Source organism: Galbibacter pacificus (assembly GCF_029603165.1).
Lineage (GTDB): Bacteria > Bacteroidota > Bacteroidia > Flavobacteriales > Flavobacteriaceae > Galbibacter > Galbibacter pacificus.
Map to the genome: position 1 here is coordinate 440,925 of NZ_JAQSVC010000001.1, position 19,153 is coordinate 460,077.

A 19,153-nucleotide genomic window follows, 5' to 3' on the forward strand; every position below is an offset into this window, starting at 1 on the left:
ATTGAAAATATACAAAATACATGACCACATTACCACCCAACATTAAAATCATAATGCTGACCTTGCTATCAGCATTATATGGCTTTTCCCAAAAACACCCAGAATGGGAGGACCTGTCCGTTGTCTCTGTCAATAGGGAAGAGCCACATGCAACTTTTTATGTATATAATTCCCTAGAGGAAGCAAAGAAAAATGATTTTGAAAAATCCGAAAACTATAAATTGTTGAACGGAGCATGGAAATTTCATTTTTCCAGTAAACCTCAAGACCGCCCAACGACATTTCATCAAATGGATTTTAATGTTGATAACTGGGAGGATATTCAAGTGCCGGGAGATTGGCAATTGCAAGGCTATGATTTTCCGCTCTATACAAATATTGAATATCCCTTTCCCATAAACCCACCGTATGTTAATAATTCTTATAACCCGGTAGGCTCGTACAAAAGGAAATTTACAATTCCGAAAACTTGGAACGGGAAAGACGTTTATTTATATTTTGGCGGCGTAAACAGTGCCTTTTACGTATGGGTAAACGGTAAAAAAGTAGGTTATAGCGAAGGGGCAAAAACCCCAGCGGAATTTAACGTTACGCCATATTTGAAAAAAGGCGAAAACGATCTGGCCGTTGAGGTTTACCGTTGGTCGGATGCCAGTTATTTACAAGATCAGGATTTCTGGCGTTTAAGCGGGATAGAACGCGATGTATACCTGTATGCAAAACCTAAAATAAGCATCAAGGATTTTTTTATAGCGGCATCTTTAGACCAAAGTTATACTTTGGGGATGTATTCGGCAAACATACTGCTGAAGAATACATCGAAAAGCAAAAATGGATGTGCCATAGAAGTCACCCTTTGGGATGAAGAAGAGGTTTTGTACAGGGAAGAAAAGCAATTGATGATTAAAGGTGAAGGCAACGATTCTGTTTATTTCGCATATGAACTAAAGAATGTTAAGCCCTGGAGTGCCGAATCACCAGAATTATATACGTCGGTTATCACTTTAAAAGCGGAAGGTGAGGTTCTGATGTCGACCAGCAATAAAGTGGGCTTTAGAAATGTGGAAATAAAAGGCGGAAATCTTTTGGTTAACGGGCAGCCTATTATACTTAAAGGTGTTAATAGGCACGAGCACGATGAGTATACAGGGCACGTAATTTCCAAAGAGAGTATGCTGAGGGACATTCGGCTCATGAAACAAAATAATATCAACGCCGTGAGGACTTCACATTATCCAAACGACCCTTATTGGTATGAGTTGTGCGATACCTATGGTCTGTATGTTTATGATGAAGCTAATATAGAAAGCCATGGCTTTGGTTATGATGAAGACAAAACCCCTGCTAACAAGCCGGAATTTGAAAAGATGCACCACGATAGAATATACAGGATGGTCGAGCGGGATAAAAACCATCCATCGGTTATTGTATGGTCCATGGGGAACGAAGCTGGCGATGGTCCCGCATTTGTAAATAATTATAAATGGATTAAAAACCGCGATGCATCTAGGCCCGTTCATTACGAACGTGCAGAGCTGGGGGAAAATTTTAAAGAGCGGCACACCGATATTATCGCATGGATGTACGCAAGTTTAGAGGATATCGATAAAAATTACATAGGCAAATATCCCGACCGGCCTTTTATATGGTGCGAATATGCACATGCAATGGGAAATAGTAGCGGGAATTTGATCGACCTGTGGAATTACGTGTATAAACACCCGCAACATCAAGGAGGATTTATATGGGATTGGGTAGATCAGGGATTGGTTAAAACAGATAGTTCCGGTACAAAATATTGGGCCTATGGTGGAGATTTTGCCCCAAGCCAGTATCATAACGACGGTAATTTTTGTATGAACGGATTGGTTAACCCAGACAGGTCACCGCATCCGGCATTATTTGAGGTAAAAGATATTTATCAAAATATTGATTTTACTTTAAAAGAAACTCTTAATTATACCTTTGAGGTTAAGAACAGGTTCTTTTTTACAAACTTAAAAGAATATGCCTTTGGTTACGAGCTTATCGAAAATGGAGTGGGCGTAAAGCAAGGCATGTTGAAAAGTTTTGATGTGGCACCCCAAAAATCCATTTCCTTTACCGTACCGGATCTTGCCAATTCCTTAAGCAAATCAAAAGAATATTATATAAATTTTTACGTAAAGACGATAAAACAAAAAGGCTTGGTCCCCCATGAATATATAATTGCGCGTAAACAGATAAAACTAAACCATGGAGTTGAATACGCAAAAATACAAGTGGCTTCTTCACTAAGGGGAGAAAAACCTAGGATAGAAGAAGATGGAGAAAAAATCAAGATTTTTAACCAGCGTTTTTCTGTTGAATTTGACAAAAAGAACGGGCTGTTAAGTTCGTATAAGGTTAATGGATATGAACTGATACAACGCGGGCCTAAAATAAACTTTTGGCGTGCTGCAACCGATAATGATTTTGGAAATGGATTGCCGAAAAGGGGGCATAAATGGAAAAAGGCTTCAGAGCATTACAAAATTAGCTCCTGTAAAATTTTAAACGCATCTAAAGAAAATGTTTCGTTAGAAATTTTATACAATATAGCCGAAGTTTATTCAACTTATAGAACAGTATATACTATTTATGGCGATGGTAGGATTAAGGTAGACAATAAATTTATGTTCGGATGGGAAGATAGCGCAACACCTGAAGAAAAAAAGCAAGGACTTTCGGAGTTGCCAAGATTTGGGATGAACATTATATTGCCCAAGGAATATAACAATGTAGAATGGTATGGGAGAGGGCCTCATGAAAACTATTGGGACCGCAGGCAATCGGCTTTTATGGGTATATACAAGGCCAAAGTAAAGGACTTGTACTTTCCGTACAGTCGCCCACAGGAAAATGGATACCGGACCGACAACCGCTGGGTCAAATTGACTAATGAAGAAGGCATTGGCTTGTTGTTTTCGGGGGTGCCGACCATATCCTTCAGTGCCCATCATAATTATATATCGGACTTTGATGCCGGGAAAAAAAAGCAACAACGGCATACCACAGATATAATCCCCAGGGATTTAATAAGCCTGAACATAGATTATAAGCAGATGGGCGTGGCCGGTGATAATAGCTGGGGAAGAAGAACATACGAAAAGTACCGGTTAAAGCCGGTTAATTGTGAATATAGCTATTACATATACCCCATAAATAAATAGTAAGCAGTTTTTTGTTTTTGATAGTTTACAATTGAATATTACATAACCTTGGCAATAATAATTTTTTAATGTCGATAAGAATGCATAAACATATTGAGTTAATTAATGATTTCAATACTATTTTATAATGCAAAATTAAAAGCTAATTTTATTTTTTATATTTTTAGATAATTATCTTTGTAATTTCTTACATAGATTTTTACCTCCCATATATTTTAAATAAAATTTATTGCATGAGTACTATCGACAGACACAAAAGTATACTTGAAAAAATTAACCAAGAAGGTCAGATCAAAGTTCAATATATATGCGATAAAATGGATGTTTCTCCTGTTACGGCAAGAAAAGATTTGAAGTTTTTGGAAGAAAAAGGGTTGCTATACAGGGTTCATGGTGGCGCTACATTGCATAACCCTTATGCTACCGATAAGCATGTTAGCGAAAAGGAAAAGATTCACTTGGACGAAAAGATGAGCATTGGCCTGGCAGCATCAAAGCTCATTACGGCCAATGACTCTATTTTAATAGGCTCCGGTACAACGGTATTGGCATTGGCAAAAAAAATAGAACCAAAAGAAAATTTAACGGTCATAACATCTGCCTTAAACGTAGCCCTGGAATTAAATAAGCACCTTGAAATCGAGGTTATTCAATTGGGGGGCGTGCTTAGAAAAAGGTCTTCGTCTGTTACAGGACTATATGCAGAAAACAATCTGGCCGATTTTTCTTGTAGCAAATTTTTTTTAGGAGTTGACGGGATTGACCTCGATTTTGGATTGACCACCGCAAATGTCATGGAAGCACACTTAAACAGGCAAATGATTCATGTGTCCCAAAAAACCATTGTGTTGACCGATTCCACAAAATTTGGAAAACGTGGGTTTGGAAAGATTTGCGGCTTTGATCATATTGATGAAATAATTACCGATGAAGGCATCTCTGATTTCACAAAAAATGCCTTGGAAGATTACGGAATCAAGGTAACCATTGTTTAAAAACAGTATGATTGTTTTCGATATTTACCATGCTTTTTTGCAAGAGCAATATCATCAACCTAATTTGTTATAGTGTGTCCTTATTATTAAAATAGTTTATAAAAAGGCTAAAAAACGTTGCTTGAAAATAGTTACAAAACACTTCCCATTAATCAAAATCCCTTCAATTAATAAAATAAAAATTAAATTATTGACGCAGGTTCTATAAAGTTTCTTTATATTACGTATTATTTCTTTTTTTACATTATTTTATTTACTATGAAAACAAAAAGATACGGTTGTATTGTACTTATTACTTTAAGTTTTTGTGTGTTAAATGCGCAAAATAAAACCATAGATACTACGTATAGGCCTAAAACATACAATGTTCAGGTTCGTCAATTTAAAAGCTATCCAGATAATCCAAACGATATTGTATTTTTAGGGAACAGCATAACGGCAAGGGCACATTGGAATGAATTGCTAGGGCTTCCCGATGCACGTAACAGGGGGATATCTGGAGATACGACTTTTGGAGTTCTGGAAAGGTTGGATGAAATAACCGAGGGCAAGCCCGAAAAGATATTTATGCTTATTGGTATTAATGATATTTCGCGCAATTTTCCAGACAGTGTGATTTTAGGGAATTATGAAAAGATAATACAGCACATTCAAAGCAAATCCCCCCATACCAAATTGTTTGTGGAAACAATCCTTCCGGTGAATAGTAATTTTAAAGCTTATGAAAGGCATTACCATAAGGACAATCATATTCTTGAGGTAAATAAAGGGATAAAAGAATTGGCTGATAAATATAGTGTGACCTTGATTGATTTATATCCGTTGTTTTTGGATAATGAAGCTAGGTTGGACGCTAAATATACGGATGAAGGACTTCATCTCAATGAAATTGGTTATTTGCACTGGAAAAAGATCCTCCAACCGTATTTGGCTAACTAAGCTAACATAATCTAACTAATTCTTTTGTTTAATGAGAAGCGTTTATTTTTACGTTCCATGCCCTGGAAACGTAATGTGTCTTTGCATTAACGGTGTCTTTACATGGGACTTCAATTGCGTGATGTTGTGTCCAAAAAGTTTTTAGGGTTTTACCGTTTAATTCCCGCACATTGGTTTCCGAATAGATTTTTTGGTCGTTTGGGTTTACAATAATTTTAATTCCGGTGGAGCGCTCCATCATCTCCAGATCTCCCCTGCTGTTCCCACCAACTATCATGGGGCTTGCTTTTATAAAGGTTTCAATGGTTTTTGCCTTGCCTTCTTCCTGCGGGATAGGGGATACAAGTTGATCGGTAAGAATGCCATTTGAAATAACAGACTTAACCCCTATAATCCTATTTTTAGGAATTCCAAGTTCTTCATTTACAAATCTTTGATAGAGCACTTCGGGTGAGGCAGTGATAACCCATACCTCAAAACCAAATTCTTTAAGGTTTAAAAGGAATTGCTTCATTTCTGGATAGAATTTCTGCCCGTACTTTTCTTTATAGGCATTCATGCCCATTGTTTCTACTTCGCTCACGGGAAGCCCTGCTAAAAAATTTATCCTTCGCTTTACATAATCGGTTCCTTGGTTATCGCCGTGCAATAAAGAATCTACTATGGCCATTTTGGAAACCGAAAGGGAATCTTTTTTGCCTTTATAATGTTCCATGGCATAAGCAAATAGGGCTTCATCGGCTAAATAATATGGCGCTTGACCAAAAAGGGTCCCGTCGCAGTCAAAAACGGCCACTTTTCTTCCTGTTTGGGACATGGTTGAATCGAGGTAGTTTTTTATGCTTGTATTGATCTCCTCATCCCATTGGGGTATTTTTTGATAAACCTGAGCATTTATCGATAAAAAACAGCAGAAAAATAGTAAAAAAATAAAGCTTGTCTGTATGGGGGTTTTTCGACTTTTCATCTTATAAATGGTTTATTGGGTAATTTCCATAAGCTTTTCGGGCGCATCGGTAGTTATAAAATCTGCTTCTAGTTTCAGCATATCCTTCATGTCTTCAGCATTGTTAACGGTCCATACGTTCACGGTCATTTTTTCGTCATGGGCTTCTTTTACCCATTCAGGATGTTCCCTAAATACATTTATGTTGTAATCAATGCCTGTGTAACCATCCAATTTTGCCTTGTTGGGCGCAATATCTCCTTTAAGGTATGCAACTGGTGCATTGGCATCCAATTGATGGACCAATTTTCCGGCATCATAATCAAAACAGATATATTCAACCATCTCGGATCCGTTTAATTCATGGACCATGTCGACCGCCATTTTTGTTAGTGTAAGAGTGCGTTGCTTCCCCGAAGGCGCAGTTTTAATTTCTAATATGAGTTTTGTTTTGTGTTGCTTGAGCCCTTCTTCTAAATATGCTTTTAACGTTGGTGTTTTTTCCCCGTTGGAAAGCGATTTGGAAAGTAGTTCCTTGTATGTTGATGTTTCAATGTCCAGTCCCTGAAAATCCTTGTCGTGATTAACAACCATTATGCTGTCTTTTGTTAGGTGGACATCAAATTCAGAGCCGTAACACCCCAAGTTTATGGCATGCTTTAACGATGCTATTGAATTTTCGGGCACCTGTTGTTTTTTCCATGCCCCACGATGTGCAATAGTGGGGTTTGTTGCATTTTCGCTACAACTTATTAAAAGTAAAGCTGTTCCGGAAATTGCATAAATGAAATGTTTTTTTATAAGTTTAGTAAGGTTCATTTTCCTGTTGAATATGTATGTTGAATAAATATGTTTAAAAGATTGAAATTTATGTTACCGCCCCAAGCCTGGTGAAATGTTTTTCTGGTTGATGGAAAACCAATCGTTTTGACATCCCGAGCTACAGAGCGGTTTTATATTGATGTATTTTTATTTATAAGACGGATTTAAATAATTTGATTATTCGTCCCACCAAACCTTGGTGTTAATATCATCGGGTCCGCCCAGCATCTCAACGGCTTCTTGATAATTTGCCTGATTGTTTATCTGAACATCCGATGGGTAATAAAAACGGGAGGGCATCATGGCGTTGTTCTGCATGGCATCGGTGGTAGGCAAAACCGGTAGCCCTGTACGTCTGTATTCAAACCATTGTTGATAGTCGGTAAAATAGAGGGCATAATATTTCTGAAGCATGATTTGTTCCAAACTTCCATTGTATGCCACATCTGGATTGTCGAAAATAGAATCTTCAACTTCGGCCCCGATTTGTTCGATGGCTGCTTTAACGCCGTTTTCATAATGAGTTTCTGCATTATCGATAAATCCCCTTTGGGCTACTTCGGCTTTAATAAACTCGACCTCTGCATACGTTAGCAAAAATATCTGCATGGGGTTTTCTACTTGTTCTATATTAAAGGTAGATGCATCATAATCAAATTGCGACTCTGGCCCTGAATATGCACTGGGGATACCTTTGTAACCAATCTCCTCATTGTTTTCGTCATGAGCCAAGGTGGCTATAAAAGGTCTTCTGGGATCTTCAAATTGATTCAAGTTATCAAGAAAAAATGAAGCAACTTTTACGTTCAACCGAAAATCCTGTGGTCTTCCCCACGGAGAAACATTTGGTGTTACGCCAGTTACCTGAAGTATAGCCGACTCGTCTGTACTTTCAAATACAGGATATTTACTGGGGTTGTTAATCATGGCGGTTAATTTTTGGAAGGCATTGGTTTCCGTTTTGTTGGAAATTCTAAGCAACAATCTCATGTGGAGCGAATTGGTAAATTTTTTCCATTTCATAACATCATTAAAAAATAGAATGTCTTCCGCATAGATCATATCTTCATCTGTTTCATACATTGCATTGGCTTTTTCCAGGTCGTCCAGAATGGTTTGATATATAGATTCTTGCGAGTCAAATGCCGGGTACAATATACCTCCTTCTCCTTGGCTGGCTTCTGTCATGGGAACAGGGCCGAAAAGATCGGTTAAATTGGCATATACCCATGCGTTTAAAGTTAAAGCAATGGCCTCGTAGTTGGCATCTTCCGCAGAAATTGCCGCTTCTTTCATTTCGTCGATATTGTTTAGCCATCTGTAGTACCAATACCAAGATGAATTTCCTATGTTTTGGCTTACATCGTAGCGATGAAGCCCACCGGAAACACTTGGAAAAGGCAACGAGACTTGCATCAGGTCAAAAGTAATGCTGGCACTTCTATCTGCATTATGTGTTGCAAGACCGTAAATAATAGGGTTTATTAGGGTTCCCGGGCTTATTTCTGAAATGAGGTTCGGGTCTGTGTTTACTTCTTCAAAATCACTCGTGCAACCTGCCATTATATAAGCGGCAAGACAAAATATGATATATTTTATATTTTTCATTGTAGTTGTTTTATAGGTTAACTTTTAAACTAAAACCATAAGTGGCCGGTGAAGGCATTTGTCCCATTTCAATCCCCGGTAAAATAGTGTTGCCGTTTAGTGCGGCCGTTTCGGGGTCGTAAATAGGAAAATCGGATATTACGGCAAGGTTTCTTCCAAAAACACCTATGTTCAACGATCTTATTCCTGTATTGTCTAGCCATTTGCTGGGAAAATCGTAAGAAAGGTTTATTTCCCGTAATTTAATATAAGAGGCATCAAAAGAATTAGATTCGACATTGGCCCTTCTGTAGTATCTTGTGTACCAATCTGGTGTCACTACTTCCGTTGTGTTTTCAGAATAGGTGCCATCGCCATTATCTACAACACCGTCGCCCACAATAAAACCTGTATCCCTTCCGTAGAAAGTTGAGGCTAGCTTTCCTTGCTCTGTAAGCTTGTGGTGTGTTTGCGAGTAGATAATGCCTCCATATTGCCCCGCCATCATGATGTTTACATTAACATTTCCTATTTTGAAATTATTGCTTAAGCCCGCTTCCCAATCAGGGCTGGCATCTCCTATGTATTGAATTTCATCGGGATATGCAGGCAGGCCTCCATCATCATAAACAATACGCCCATCGGGAGACCGCACGAACCCGTAGCCATATATGGCAGTGGTTGTCCCGCCTTCTTTGGCTATAAGTGTTGCCTGGCCTCCAGATCCTATTTCCTGTTGTCCTTCAATGCCGTCGGCTAATTCCATAACACGGTTCCAGTTTCTGGACCAAATTAAGGTTGAGCTCCATTTAAACTTATCAGATTTCATGATTTTTCCCGTTAGGGTAAGTTCTACCCCGCGGTTTCTAACCTCCCCCGAGTTTAGCACTCCGGAGCTGTACCCGGTTGTTATGTCAAGGGGAACGGAAAGGATCTGGTTTTTTGTAACTGTTTGGTATATGGTAGCGTCTAAATTAATCCTATTATTAAAAAGCCTGGATTCGAAACCAGTTTCGTAGCTGGTGGTAATTTCTGGTTTAAAATTGCCATTGTACAAGGTGGTCGGTACGGTAGCGGCGCTCGGAAACTCGTTTTGACTATAATACTTACTGGTTTTATAAGGGTCTGTGTCATTTCCTACCTGGGCGAAAGAAAAGCGGTATTTTAGAAAATCAATGGCATCGGGTAAGTTAAAAATATCAGAAACTATAAAACTTGCGTTTGCAGAAGGATAAAAGAAAGAATTGTTTTGAACGGGCAGTGTACTGGACCAGTCATTTCTTCCGGTAAGGTCCAAGTAGATTTTATTGTTGAACGATAAAGACAATAGGCCGTACAAGCTATTTACTTTTTTATTGCTGTCGTAAGTTTGAATTACTGGATTGTTTACGCCGTTGGAAAGCTTGTATACGCCCGGCACTACCAGTCCTTCTACAGAGGCGTCGGTCCGTCTGTATTTGTAATCCCGTTGGTTTCCGCCAAGAGAAGCAGATAATGAAAATTTCTTGGATAGTTCTTTATTGTAGGTCAATAGGAAATCGTTGTTTATTTCCTGCTTCCATATATCCTGGTTTTCAAAATAACCCTTTGCATAACGGTTTATACTATATGGCCTGTGTTGCTCTCTATCTTGGCGGTATGTGTTCAAGGAAGAACGCACCATAAGTTCCAGATCGGGTGTTATTTGGAAGTTGGCATATATATTTCCTACAATCTGGTTGCTTTCAAGGGAGTTGGTGGCTTCGTATGCAATAAGGTACGGATTGTCGATATACGAGCTGAAAGGCTGTATTTGCTGAATGTTTTCCTGACCATCCTGCCAAATAGGGCGGTACCAATCCAAGTCGACATTCGGATTTTGGAAAATCATAAAATAGGCTATTGAACCATTGTTGTAGCCCGTGCTTGGAAGATTGTCGCTGTTCCGGTTGTTATAGTTAATTACCGTACCTATTTTCACGCTTTTAGAAACTTGGTAGTTCCCGTTAACAGAGGCGGTAATCCTTTCAAAACCGGTATTTGGCATAATCCATTCGTTTTTTGAATGCCCAATTGATGCCCGCATGGAACCGTTTTCGCCCCCGCCTTGAATAGATACATTGTTGTTGATGGTCGTGCCCATTCTCCAAAAATCCTTCCTGTTGTCTTTGTATGGTTTCCAAGGCGTTCTTTGGGCCCCCTGTCCTTCTATTGTTGGGTCGTATTGATAAAAATCCTGACCATTGAATTCTGGTCCCCATGCACTACTGGTGCTTCCAGTGTTGTTTCCATCTTGCGAACTTCCGTAGGAGTAATACGGATTTCCGTCGTCATCAAAACTCTTTCCCGTTCCCTGTCCATATTTGTATTGCCAGTCCGGCCATCTTTGAATAACATCCAGGCTTAGGTTGGAGTTGTATGTAATGCCCAAGCCTTGTTTTTTTGTCCCCGATTTTGTGGTAATAATTAAAGCGCCATTTGCGGCCCTGCTTCCGTATAAAGCCGTTGCCCCCGGCCCTTTAAGGACGGTAACGCTTTCTATATCTTCAAGGTTTAAGTCGGAAATACCATTACCGTAATCTATGGGCGAATCATCTCCGGTATATGCAGAGGATGATCCCGAGGTTGTCATTTCACTACTTACGGGAACTCCGTCAACTACAATTAATGCATTGTTGCCATTAGGGTTAAGGGAATTATTGCCCCTTAATGTTATTTGTTGCGAATTAATAGGCCCGGATCCCGACGATACAATGTTGAGCCCGGCCACTTTCCCTTTTAATCCGGAAGACCAGTTGTTTGGCACCGTTTGCGAGAGGTTGTCGGATGAGACAGTGGCCTGTGAAAACCCAAGCTTTTTTTCTTCCCTTTTAATTCCCAGTGCAGTAACCACAACTTCGTTAAGTGTGTTTGTTTCGGCAGTCAGTGCAACCTGTACGGGGCTATTTGCTGTTGCAGCGACTTCCTGGGTTTTAAAACCTATAAAAGAAACCTCTAAAGTGGTTTGCCGTGCTGAAATTGACAGGCTGAAGTTTCCGTCAAAATCGGATGTAGTTCCATTGTTTGTGTTCTTTTCAATAATGGTAGCCCCGGGTAGTGGCATCCCTTCTTGATCGGTAACCTTTCCTGTTATTTGGTTGTTTTGCCCCCATGCTATTAAAGGTAACATGCACAATATGCATAACAGGGATCTAAGTTGTTTGTTTTTCATTACATTATCTTTTAAGTTTTTTTAAGTGAGTTAATTCGTTATATTTCGAAATAACAAATATTATACAGTCAGATTACGAATGTAATAAAAAATAACTAATAACAATGCTTTTATTTCAATATTTGCTATCTTTTTATTTTTTTTTATTCTTTTTAATGCTACATTTGTTTCTAAATTATGATATGTAATGAAAAACGAAACAAAAGAAAATATATACAACCGAAATAATTTACTAGAAAAAATAAGGGATAAAAATTGTGTTTGGGATGTTCTTGTTATTGGTGGAGGCGCTACGGGGTTGGGCGTTGCATTAGACGCTGCTTCAAGGGGGTATAAAACCCTGCTTTTGGAACAATCTGATTTTGCAAAAGGAACTTCAAGCAGAAGCACAAAATTAGTTCACGGAGGGGTACGTTATTTGGCCCAAGGGAACATAAAATTAGTATTGGAAGCTCTTTATGAAAGAGGGCTTATGATGAAGAACGCCCCTCACTTGGTAAATCCCCTTCCTTTTATTATTCCAAGTTACCGCTGGTGGGAAAAGTTTTTCTATGGTTTCGGACTTAAAATTTACGATTGGATGGCCGGCAAACTTAGGGTTGGTTCAACCCGTTTGTTAAATAAGGACACCGTGACAAAAGAAATGGGAAACCTTAAGCACAATAAATTGAATGGTGGAGTTGCTTATTATGATGGGCAATTTGACGATGCCAGGCTGGCAATTAACCTAGCGCAAACAAGTATAGAGAATGGTGGCGTTTTGTTAAACTACGTAAAAGTTTCCAAATTGTTGAAAGATCATGAGGGGAAAATCACAGGTGTAGAGGCTACTGATTGTGAAAGCGGAGAACTCTTTAAGGTGAATGCAAGAATAGTAATAAATGCAACGGGCGTATTTGTTGATGACATTTTAAAGCTGGACGACCCCAATGCAAATGCTCTTGTAAAAGTTAGCCAGGGAATTCATTTGGTGGTAGAACGCAGCTTTCTTAAAGGAGATAGTGCCCTTATGATTCCCGCTACTTCAGATGGCAGGGTTCTTTTTGCTGTTCCTTGGCACGACCATTTGTTGGTAGGCACGACCGATACCCCTTTGGACCGTCATCAATTGGAACCAAAGGCATTAACGCAGGAAGTAGAGTTTATCTTGGACACACTCAAAGAATATTTAGATAAGGCGCCAACAAGAGAAGATGTTTTGAGTGTTTTTGCCGGGTTGCGCCCCTTGGTTTTGCCGGAGGATAAAGAAAAAGGGACCAAAGAAATTTCAAGGGATCATAAGTTGAAAAAGTCAAAATCGGGCTTGATTACAATTACCGGAGGAAAATGGACCACCTATAGAAGGATGGCAGAAGATACTGTAGATATGGCCATTAAAACGGCCACTATGGAGTACAGGCCTTGTGTGACCAAAAATTTGAAAATTCACGGGTTTCAAAAAGAAAAAAATACAGATACTATGCAGTTATATGGAAGCGATGCTGGACGGATACTTGAATTGGAAAACAAAATGCCCGAATTAAAAAAGAAATTGTATCCAGATTTTCCATATACCATGGCAAATGTAGTTTGGGCCGTAAGGTACGAAATGGCCCGTACTATCGATGATGTTCTGGCCAGAAGGTTGCGTATTCTTTTTTTAGATGCCAAAGCTGCTGTAGAAATGGCGCCCATGGTAGCCTCGATAATGGCCAAAGAGCTTGTAAAGGATAAAGAGTGGGAAAAAGCACAAACACTACAGTTTTTGAAATTATCCAAAAATTATATGCTGAATCCATCCATAAATAATTCGGCTGAAAAAATCGATCAACCAGTTTCAAATTATTAAACCAAAAAAACAAAACTTATAAATTATGGCTAAATATATATTAGCATTCGATCAAGGTACCACCAGTTCCCGTGCATTAGTTTTTGATGAAAACGGTAAAGTGGTCAATATAGCACAGAAAGAATTTACACAGATTTTTCCTAAGCCGGGCTGGGTAGAGCACGATCCTAACGAAATCCTCTCCTCTCAAATAGGAGTCGCCGCAGAAGCTGTATCCATGGGAAAATTAAAATCGGATGACATTGCCGCTATTGGCATTACCAACCAAAGAGAAACAACCATTGTATGGGACAAAGAAACTGGAGAGCCTATCTATAATGCTATTGTTTGGCAAGACCGTAGAACTTCGGCCTATTGCGATGAATTGATAGATAAAGGCCTTGAACCCATGATTAGGGAAAAAACAGGTCTGGTTATCGATGCCTATTTTGTGGCCACGAAGGTAAAATGGATACTCGATAATGTTCCCGATGCAAGGACAAAGGCTTCTCAAGGGAAATTGGCCTTGGGCACAGTAGATTCTTGGTTGGTATGGAACTTGACCAACAGGGACAAGCATATAACCGATGTTACCAATGCTTCCAGAACACTGCTTTTTAATATAAATACATTGGAATGGGACCAAGAACTATTGGAATTGTTTGATATCCCGGCAACAATGCTGCCAGATGTATGCGATTCCAGTGGAGAACTGGCCAAGACCTCGGGGGCAATATTTGCTAAGAAAATACCAATTACAGGGATAGCCGGAGACCAACACGCAGCTTTATTTGGCCAGATGTGTACAGAGCCGGGAATGGTAAAAAACACTTATGGAACGGGTTGTTTTATGCTGATGAATATTGGCAATAAACCCATTATTTCTAAAAACAAGCTGATAACAACAATAGCTTGGAAACTTGGAGGTCAAATTAATTATGCCCTGGAAGGGAGTATCTTCATTGCCGGCGCAGTCGTGCAATGGTTAAGGGATGGTCTCGGGATTGTTAATTCGGCTTCAGATATTGAAGAATTGGCAACAAAAGTCGAAAATACCGATGGGGTATATTTTGTTCCGGCTTTTACGGGCTTGGGTGCCCCTCATTGGAATCAACATACCCGGGGAACCATAGTGGGAATTACCAGAGGAACAACTTCTAGCCATATTGCACGGGCATCCTTGGAGAGTATTGCATTTCAAACATACGATGTGCTCAAAGCCATGGAAGCCGATGCCAATGTTGAAATTAAAGATTTACGTGTAGACGGTGGGGCTACTGAAAATAACTTTTTAATGCAATTTCAATCCAACATATTAAATGCAAGGATTGAAAAGCCTGAAACTTCAGAAGTAACTGCCTTGGGAGTTGCTTATTTGGCTGGCCTTGGAGCCGGAATATGGAAAAATACTGAAGAAATCCGTAATAAATGGAAAACCGAAACCGTATACGAGCCAGATACTAAAATTTCTACCCAAAAGGAGCTTGATAATTGGAAAAAAGCAGTAGAAACTGCCAACACCTGGTCTGATAATTAAATTTAAAAAAATAGATGATGTCACAATTTACAGCAGAATTTTTAGGAACCATGTTTTTAATCCTAATCGGAAATGGAGTTGTAGCCAATGTTTTGCTTAAAGATACAAAAGGAAACAATGGGGGCTGGATAGTAATAACAACAGCATGGGCCCTTGGTGTATTTACAGGGGTTGTTATTGCGGCGCCATATAGTGGGGCCCATTTAAATCCGGCTGTATCCATTGGGCTGGCCATTATTGGCAAGTTTTCATGGAATTTGGTACCCATGTTTGTTATGGCCCAATTGGGAGGGGCAATGCTTGGTAGCTTTTTAGTGTGGGCAATGTATAACGACCATTATCGTAGAACAGATGATGCTGGACTTAAAATGGCCACCTTTTGTACATCCCCGGCAATAAGGAATGATTTTAAAAACATGTTAAGTGAAATTATCGGGACCTTTACTTTGATCTTTGTCATTTTTCATTTTACAGAACCAGTTATGAACAACGATTTGCAAACCCCCATTGGTATGGGGTCTTTGGGTGCTATACCCGTATCTTTTTTGGTATGGGCAATTGGTCTTGCGCTTGGCGGTACAACGGGCTATGCAATAAACCCGGCCAGGGATCTTGGCCCCAGGATATTATATGCGTTATTGCCCATAAAGGGAAAGACAAATATTTGGGGATATTCATGGATTCCCGTGCTAGGCCCCATAATAGGTGCTGCCATAGCCGCCATACTTTATATTACTTTAACTGTTTAACCAACAAATACCCTCTTGTACCATGAGATTTCATAGCCCCGTAACCAAAGCTTATAAAAAGCACTGCACGCTTTTAATTATTATACTGTATGCTGTATGTATATCTTGTATTGATAAAAAAACAGAGCGTTCAAAATCAATAGATCATGTTGTGTCGTCGCATGTTACTTTGTTTAGCGATCTTAAACTTATAGAAGGGCAAAAACCATCGACCATGATCATGGATTCATTGATAAACCTGGTCGATAGGACTTATGAAAAAGATACCATTTACATGGGGATATACCTGTTTGAGCATCAAGGGTTGATAAATGCCCTAATTAGGGCCGGGAAACGAAAAGTACAGTTAAATATATTGGTGGATTCCAGTAAAAGAAGCAATAATGGAAATACTGTAACCACACTTTCTGCCATGAAAGAGCACAGTGAAGTGGTAACCATAAAAAACAACAATGGGGCATCGGCAATTAATCATAACAAGTTTGTACTGTTCTCCGGAACTACTTTTTTAGGTGAAAGACAAAAAAATATAGTGTTTCAAACATCTCATAATTTTATTGAAAAAGGAACGCATAAAATACAAGATGCAAACATTATCTCCAACCGGAACCTATATGATGCGTATGTAGAGTATTGGTCTATGATGAAATCTCATAAAGACAGCACGATGAATAATTATGAGTTTATGGAATTTTATGATGAGCCCTCGCATATCCGGGCGCAATTTTATCCCAAAAGGCACAATGGTAAAGTTATGGAGCCCGACGGAATGGTAACCTTGCTAAAACAAATAAAAAATCCAGATAAAGCTTCAGTCCAAATAGGAATGTCCGACTGGTCTGACTCCCGAACAGAAATAGCCGATGAGCTCATACGGTTATGCGGGCAAGGGACAAAAGTAACGGTAATTACAAAAAATGGAAAAGGGCTCAAATTAATGGGTAAATTAGAAGAAATAAAGCAACAAGGCGGACGAATAAAAATATATAACCTTGTAAATAAGGACAAGCCCAGGATAAACATTCATATGAAAACAATGCTCATCAAGGAAATGGTTCAAGGAAAACCAATGACCAAAGTGGTTACGGGAACACAAAACTTCACCAATAATGCCATTTGGAACAACAACGAGACCACATTGATATTTAACGATACAATTACCTATAAGCATTACAGTTCATTTTTTAAAAAATTGATGGAACTGCCGGGGGTAGACGGTTGAATATTGTGATCTGGGTTTATGTTGGGCAGGATGCACATGGGGTCGGTCAATATGGAAAGGCGGGTAATTGTTCACAGAAATTTAAAATAAGGTTCATATTTTCTTTGTTTTTTATTGTAAGTTTGAGAACAAAGCCATTCGGCAGATGCATGATAAATTTATTTTGCGGCTGCATATGGGTTGGTGTTGCATCAAGACCTCATTTTTTAATACTGATATAAAAGCTATATTTCCATAGTTTAAAAAATGATGAGAGGCCCGTATGCACATGCACGGGTTGAACTTTTTTATGGATATAAGAAATTTGTTGACCGCTATTTTTTTAATGAATAAACTGTACTGTTGGACCATAATTTACTATTAATAAGCATTCAAAAAAAAGACACAAGAGCCTTCAAGGTTTTGTTCAATTCTTTGTATGAAGATTTGGTGAATTATGCCTTTAGGTATACCTACAACATTAGTGTAAGCGAAGACATTGTGCAGGAGGTTTTTATCTACCTTTGGGAAGAGTCGCATTTAATCTCCATAAAAAAATCTTTAAAATCTTATTTATTTATCACCGTACGCAATCGTTGTATTAACCATTTAAAAACTATTAAAATTACAGATACCGACCATTTAATAGATCTTAATTTAATTACCACGCTCAATAGCGATATCTTCGAAACATACAACGATGAGGAAAAAGTACGTCTGTACGAAAAAGTTCACGAAATTATTGCGGTTCTCCCCGACAAAATGAAGCAGATTGTAATAATGAAATACATAAATGATTATAAGTACAAGGAAATTGCAGACGAACTGGATGTTTCCATAAATACGGTAAAAACCCAGCTTAAGCGCGCAAAAGACAGAATTTTGCATGCCTGTACGTTGTTTGCAATAATTTTTCACATTTTTTGTCACCCATAATAACTTTTTTAGTGTCGTATAAATACGGAGACATTATAAATTGTTATAAATGGAGTTTAAGCTCTTGATAAAAAAACTTAACGGAGAACTAACCAATGAAGAAAAAAACAGCTTCGACAGTTGGTATGAAGAATCTGAAAAACACCGGGAATATTTTGCAAAGGTAAAAGAGAATTACAACAAAGAACCTTTTAGTGTAAATACAGATAAGGCCTATTCAAAGTTAAAGGGCAAATATAATTTGAAGAAGAAAAAAGGTCTGCCCTATAAAAAAGTTGCCATTGCAGCAATTACAGTCGGTGTTGCTTTTATATCCTATTTATTGTATAAGCCAGATCTTAAAAAAGAGAAGCAGTCGGAAGTGGTAAGCACAACCCTTGAGATTCCTTATGGCTCGAGTAAGGCAATTTTAAGCAAAGACGACGGAACAAAAGTAGTTCTCAGCAAAGGCGTAAAATACGAAGACGACCAAATTATAAGCAACGGAAAGGAAATTGCATATAAACATGCCGATAATAAAAGCGGGGAGGTCAATTACAACACCTTGAAAGTTCCCAGGGGCGGAATTTTTAAAATAAAACTTTCAGACGGCACCTTGGTCTGGCTCAATTCAGAATCAGAAATCCGCTATCCGGTTTCATTTAACAAAAATCAATCCCGAAAAGTAGAATTACACTACGGAGAAGCCTATTTTGATGTATCTTCCAGTGAAAAAAACCACGGTACTTCTTTTGAAGTTTTGTCGCATAAGCAATCCATAGAAGTTGTGGGTACCCAATTTAACGTAAAGGCATATAAGGAAGATCCGGTAATAGCAACTACTTTGGTGGAAGGTAAGGTAACAATTGAGTCGCCTGTTTCCAGACAAAAATTAGTTCCTGGAAATCAATCCATATTCAACAAAAACAATACTAAAGTTTCTGTAAATACCGTGAACGTCCACGATTATATTTCATGGAAAGAAGGCTGGTTCAGCTTTACCGATAAGCCCTTGAAAGAAATCATGAAGGTACTGTCGCGTTGGTACGATGTGGATGTAATTATCGAGAACACAAAGGCCGGCGAAATAAAGTTTAACGGCGTATTTAATAAGAAACAGGATTTAAAACAAATACTTTCAATAATTGAAAAAACTAACGAGATAAATTTTGAAATAACCAATAAAACCGTTGTTATGAAATAAAAAAGAGGATGGCATTTAGACCTGCAAAAATTTAAACTACCATCCTCGACTAATTTAATTAATTAAATAT

The 19,153-nt window shown here is 38.6% G+C and carries 13 protein-coding genes; 9 read left to right on the plus strand and 4 right to left on the minus strand.

What is annotated here, in order from left to right; genetic code table 11:
• Positions 1–20 precede the first annotated feature (20 nt).
• From lacZ to PSF86_RS01845, 3 genes are all read left to right on the plus strand, one after another.
• Positions 21–3,191 (plus strand): beta-galactosidase, LacZ type, encoded by a 3,171-nt coding sequence (gene lacZ / locus PSF86_RS01835; RefSeq protein ID WP_277898351.1) that lies wholly within the window; start codon positions 21–23, stop codon positions 3,189–3,191.
• A gap of 233 nt (positions 3,192–3,424) precedes the next feature.
• Complete coding sequence (locus tag PSF86_RS01840; protein ID WP_335964760.1) at positions 3,425–4,186, plus strand: DeoR/GlpR family DNA-binding transcription regulator; 762 nt, start codon at positions 3,425–3,427, stop codon at positions 4,184–4,186.
• 258 nt (positions 4,187–4,444) lie between these two features.
• Positions 4,445–5,125 carry a GDSL-type esterase/lipase family protein gene (locus PSF86_RS01845; RefSeq protein ID WP_277898352.1) on the plus strand — a complete coding sequence of 227 codons (681 nt, stop codon included), beginning with the start codon at positions 4,445–4,447 and terminating at the stop codon, positions 5,123–5,125.
• Between the two features lie 28 nt (positions 5,126–5,153).
• On the opposite strand, the gene PSF86_RS01850 is transcribed toward PSF86_RS01845, so the two are convergent.
• The 4 genes from PSF86_RS01850 to PSF86_RS01865 form a co-directional block, all read right to left on the minus strand.
• On the minus strand, positions 5,154–6,092 hold the full coding sequence (locus PSF86_RS01850) for an HAD family hydrolase (protein WP_277898353.1): 939 nt from the start codon (positions 6,090–6,092) through the stop codon (positions 5,154–5,156).
• Between the two features lie 12 nt (positions 6,093–6,104).
• Positions 6,105–6,890: a glycerophosphodiester phosphodiesterase gene (locus PSF86_RS01855; RefSeq protein ID WP_277898354.1), complete on the minus strand. Its 786-nt coding sequence runs from the start codon at positions 6,888–6,890 to the stop codon at positions 6,105–6,107.
• Positions 6,891–7,070: 180 nt separating this feature from the next.
• Entirely contained in the window at positions 7,071–8,501 is a 1,431-nt protein-coding gene (locus tag PSF86_RS01860; RefSeq protein WP_277898355.1) for a SusD/RagB family nutrient-binding outer membrane lipoprotein, read from the minus strand.
• A gap of 10 nt (positions 8,502–8,511) precedes the next feature.
• Positions 8,512–11,670 carry a SusC/RagA family TonB-linked outer membrane protein gene (locus PSF86_RS01865; RefSeq protein WP_277898356.1) on the minus strand — a complete coding sequence of 1,053 codons (3,159 nt, stop codon included), beginning with the start codon at positions 11,668–11,670 and terminating at the stop codon, positions 8,512–8,514.
• 187 nt (positions 11,671–11,857) lie between these two features.
• Between PSF86_RS01865 and PSF86_RS01870 the strand changes: the two genes are divergently transcribed.
• The 6 genes from PSF86_RS01870 (at position 11,858) to PSF86_RS01895 (ending at position 19,083) form a co-directional block, all read left to right on the plus strand.
• A complete protein-coding gene (locus PSF86_RS01870; RefSeq protein WP_277898357.1) occupies positions 11,858–13,498 on the plus strand; it encodes a glycerol-3-phosphate dehydrogenase/oxidase in 1,641 nt (546 codons plus the stop codon).
• A 25-nt stretch (positions 13,499–13,523) separates the two neighbouring features.
• Positions 13,524–15,014, plus strand: coding sequence for a glycerol kinase GlpK (gene glpK, locus PSF86_RS01875; RefSeq protein ID WP_277898358.1), 1,491 nt, complete (start codon positions 13,524–13,526; stop codon positions 15,012–15,014).
• A 17-nt stretch (positions 15,015–15,031) separates the two neighbouring features.
• The gene (locus PSF86_RS01880) at positions 15,032–15,763 is read left to right on the plus strand and encodes an MIP/aquaporin family protein (RefSeq protein WP_277898359.1); all 732 of its coding nucleotides are present in this window, start codon (positions 15,032–15,034) and stop codon (positions 15,761–15,763) included.
• Between the two features lie 22 nt (positions 15,764–15,785).
• Entirely contained in the window at positions 15,786–16,985 is a 1,200-nt protein-coding gene (locus PSF86_RS01885; RefSeq protein WP_277898360.1) for a phospholipase D-like domain-containing protein, read from the plus strand.
• Positions 16,986–17,327: 342 nt separating this feature from the next.
• Positions 17,328–17,900: an RNA polymerase sigma factor gene (locus tag PSF86_RS01890; RefSeq protein ID WP_277898361.1), complete on the plus strand. Its 573-nt coding sequence runs from the start codon at positions 17,328–17,330 to the stop codon at positions 17,898–17,900.
• A gap of 49 nt (positions 17,901–17,949) precedes the next feature.
• Entirely contained in the window at positions 17,950–19,083 is a 1,134-nt protein-coding gene (locus PSF86_RS01895; protein WP_277898362.1) for a FecR family protein, read from the plus strand.
• Positions 19,084–19,153: the final 70 nt, after the last annotated feature.

Bases quoted from the DNA above. Each gene is read 5' to 3' on its own strand.
- PSF86_RS01885 (WP_277898360.1), top strand. From the start codon at position 15,786: ATGAGATTTCATAGCCCCGTAACCAAAGCTTATAAAAAGCACTGCACG.
- PSF86_RS01855 (WP_277898354.1), bottom strand. From the start codon at position 6,890: ATGAACCTTACTAAACTTATAAAAAAACATTTCATTTATGCAATTTCC.
- PSF86_RS01870 (WP_277898357.1), top strand. From the start codon at position 11,858: ATGAAAAACGAAACAAAAGAAAATATATACAACCGAAATAATTTACTA.
- PSF86_RS01895 (WP_277898362.1), top strand. From the start codon at position 17,950: ATGGAGTTTAAGCTCTTGATAAAAAAACTTAACGGAGAACTAACCAAT.
- PSF86_RS01860 (WP_277898355.1), bottom strand. From the start codon at position 8,501: ATGAAAAATATAAAATATATCATATTTTGTCTTGCCGCTTATATAATG.
- PSF86_RS01845 (WP_277898352.1), top strand. From the start codon at position 4,445: ATGAAAACAAAAAGATACGGTTGTATTGTACTTATTACTTTAAGTTTT.
- PSF86_RS01865 (WP_277898356.1), bottom strand. From the start codon at position 11,670: ATGAAAAACAAACAACTTAGATCCCTGTTATGCATATTGTGCATGTTA.
- glpK (WP_277898358.1), top strand. From the start codon at position 13,524: ATGGCTAAATATATATTAGCATTCGATCAAGGTACCACCAGTTCCCGT.
- PSF86_RS01880 (WP_277898359.1), top strand. From the start codon at position 15,032: ATGTCACAATTTACAGCAGAATTTTTAGGAACCATGTTTTTAATCCTA.
- lacZ (WP_277898351.1), top strand. From the start codon at position 21: ATGACCACATTACCACCCAACATTAAAATCATAATGCTGACCTTGCTA.
- PSF86_RS01850 (WP_277898353.1), bottom strand. From the start codon at position 6,092: ATGAAAAGTCGAAAAACCCCCATACAGACAAGCTTTATTTTTTTACTA.
- PSF86_RS01840 (WP_335964760.1), top strand. From the start codon at position 3,425: ATGAGTACTATCGACAGACACAAAAGTATACTTGAAAAAATTAACCAA.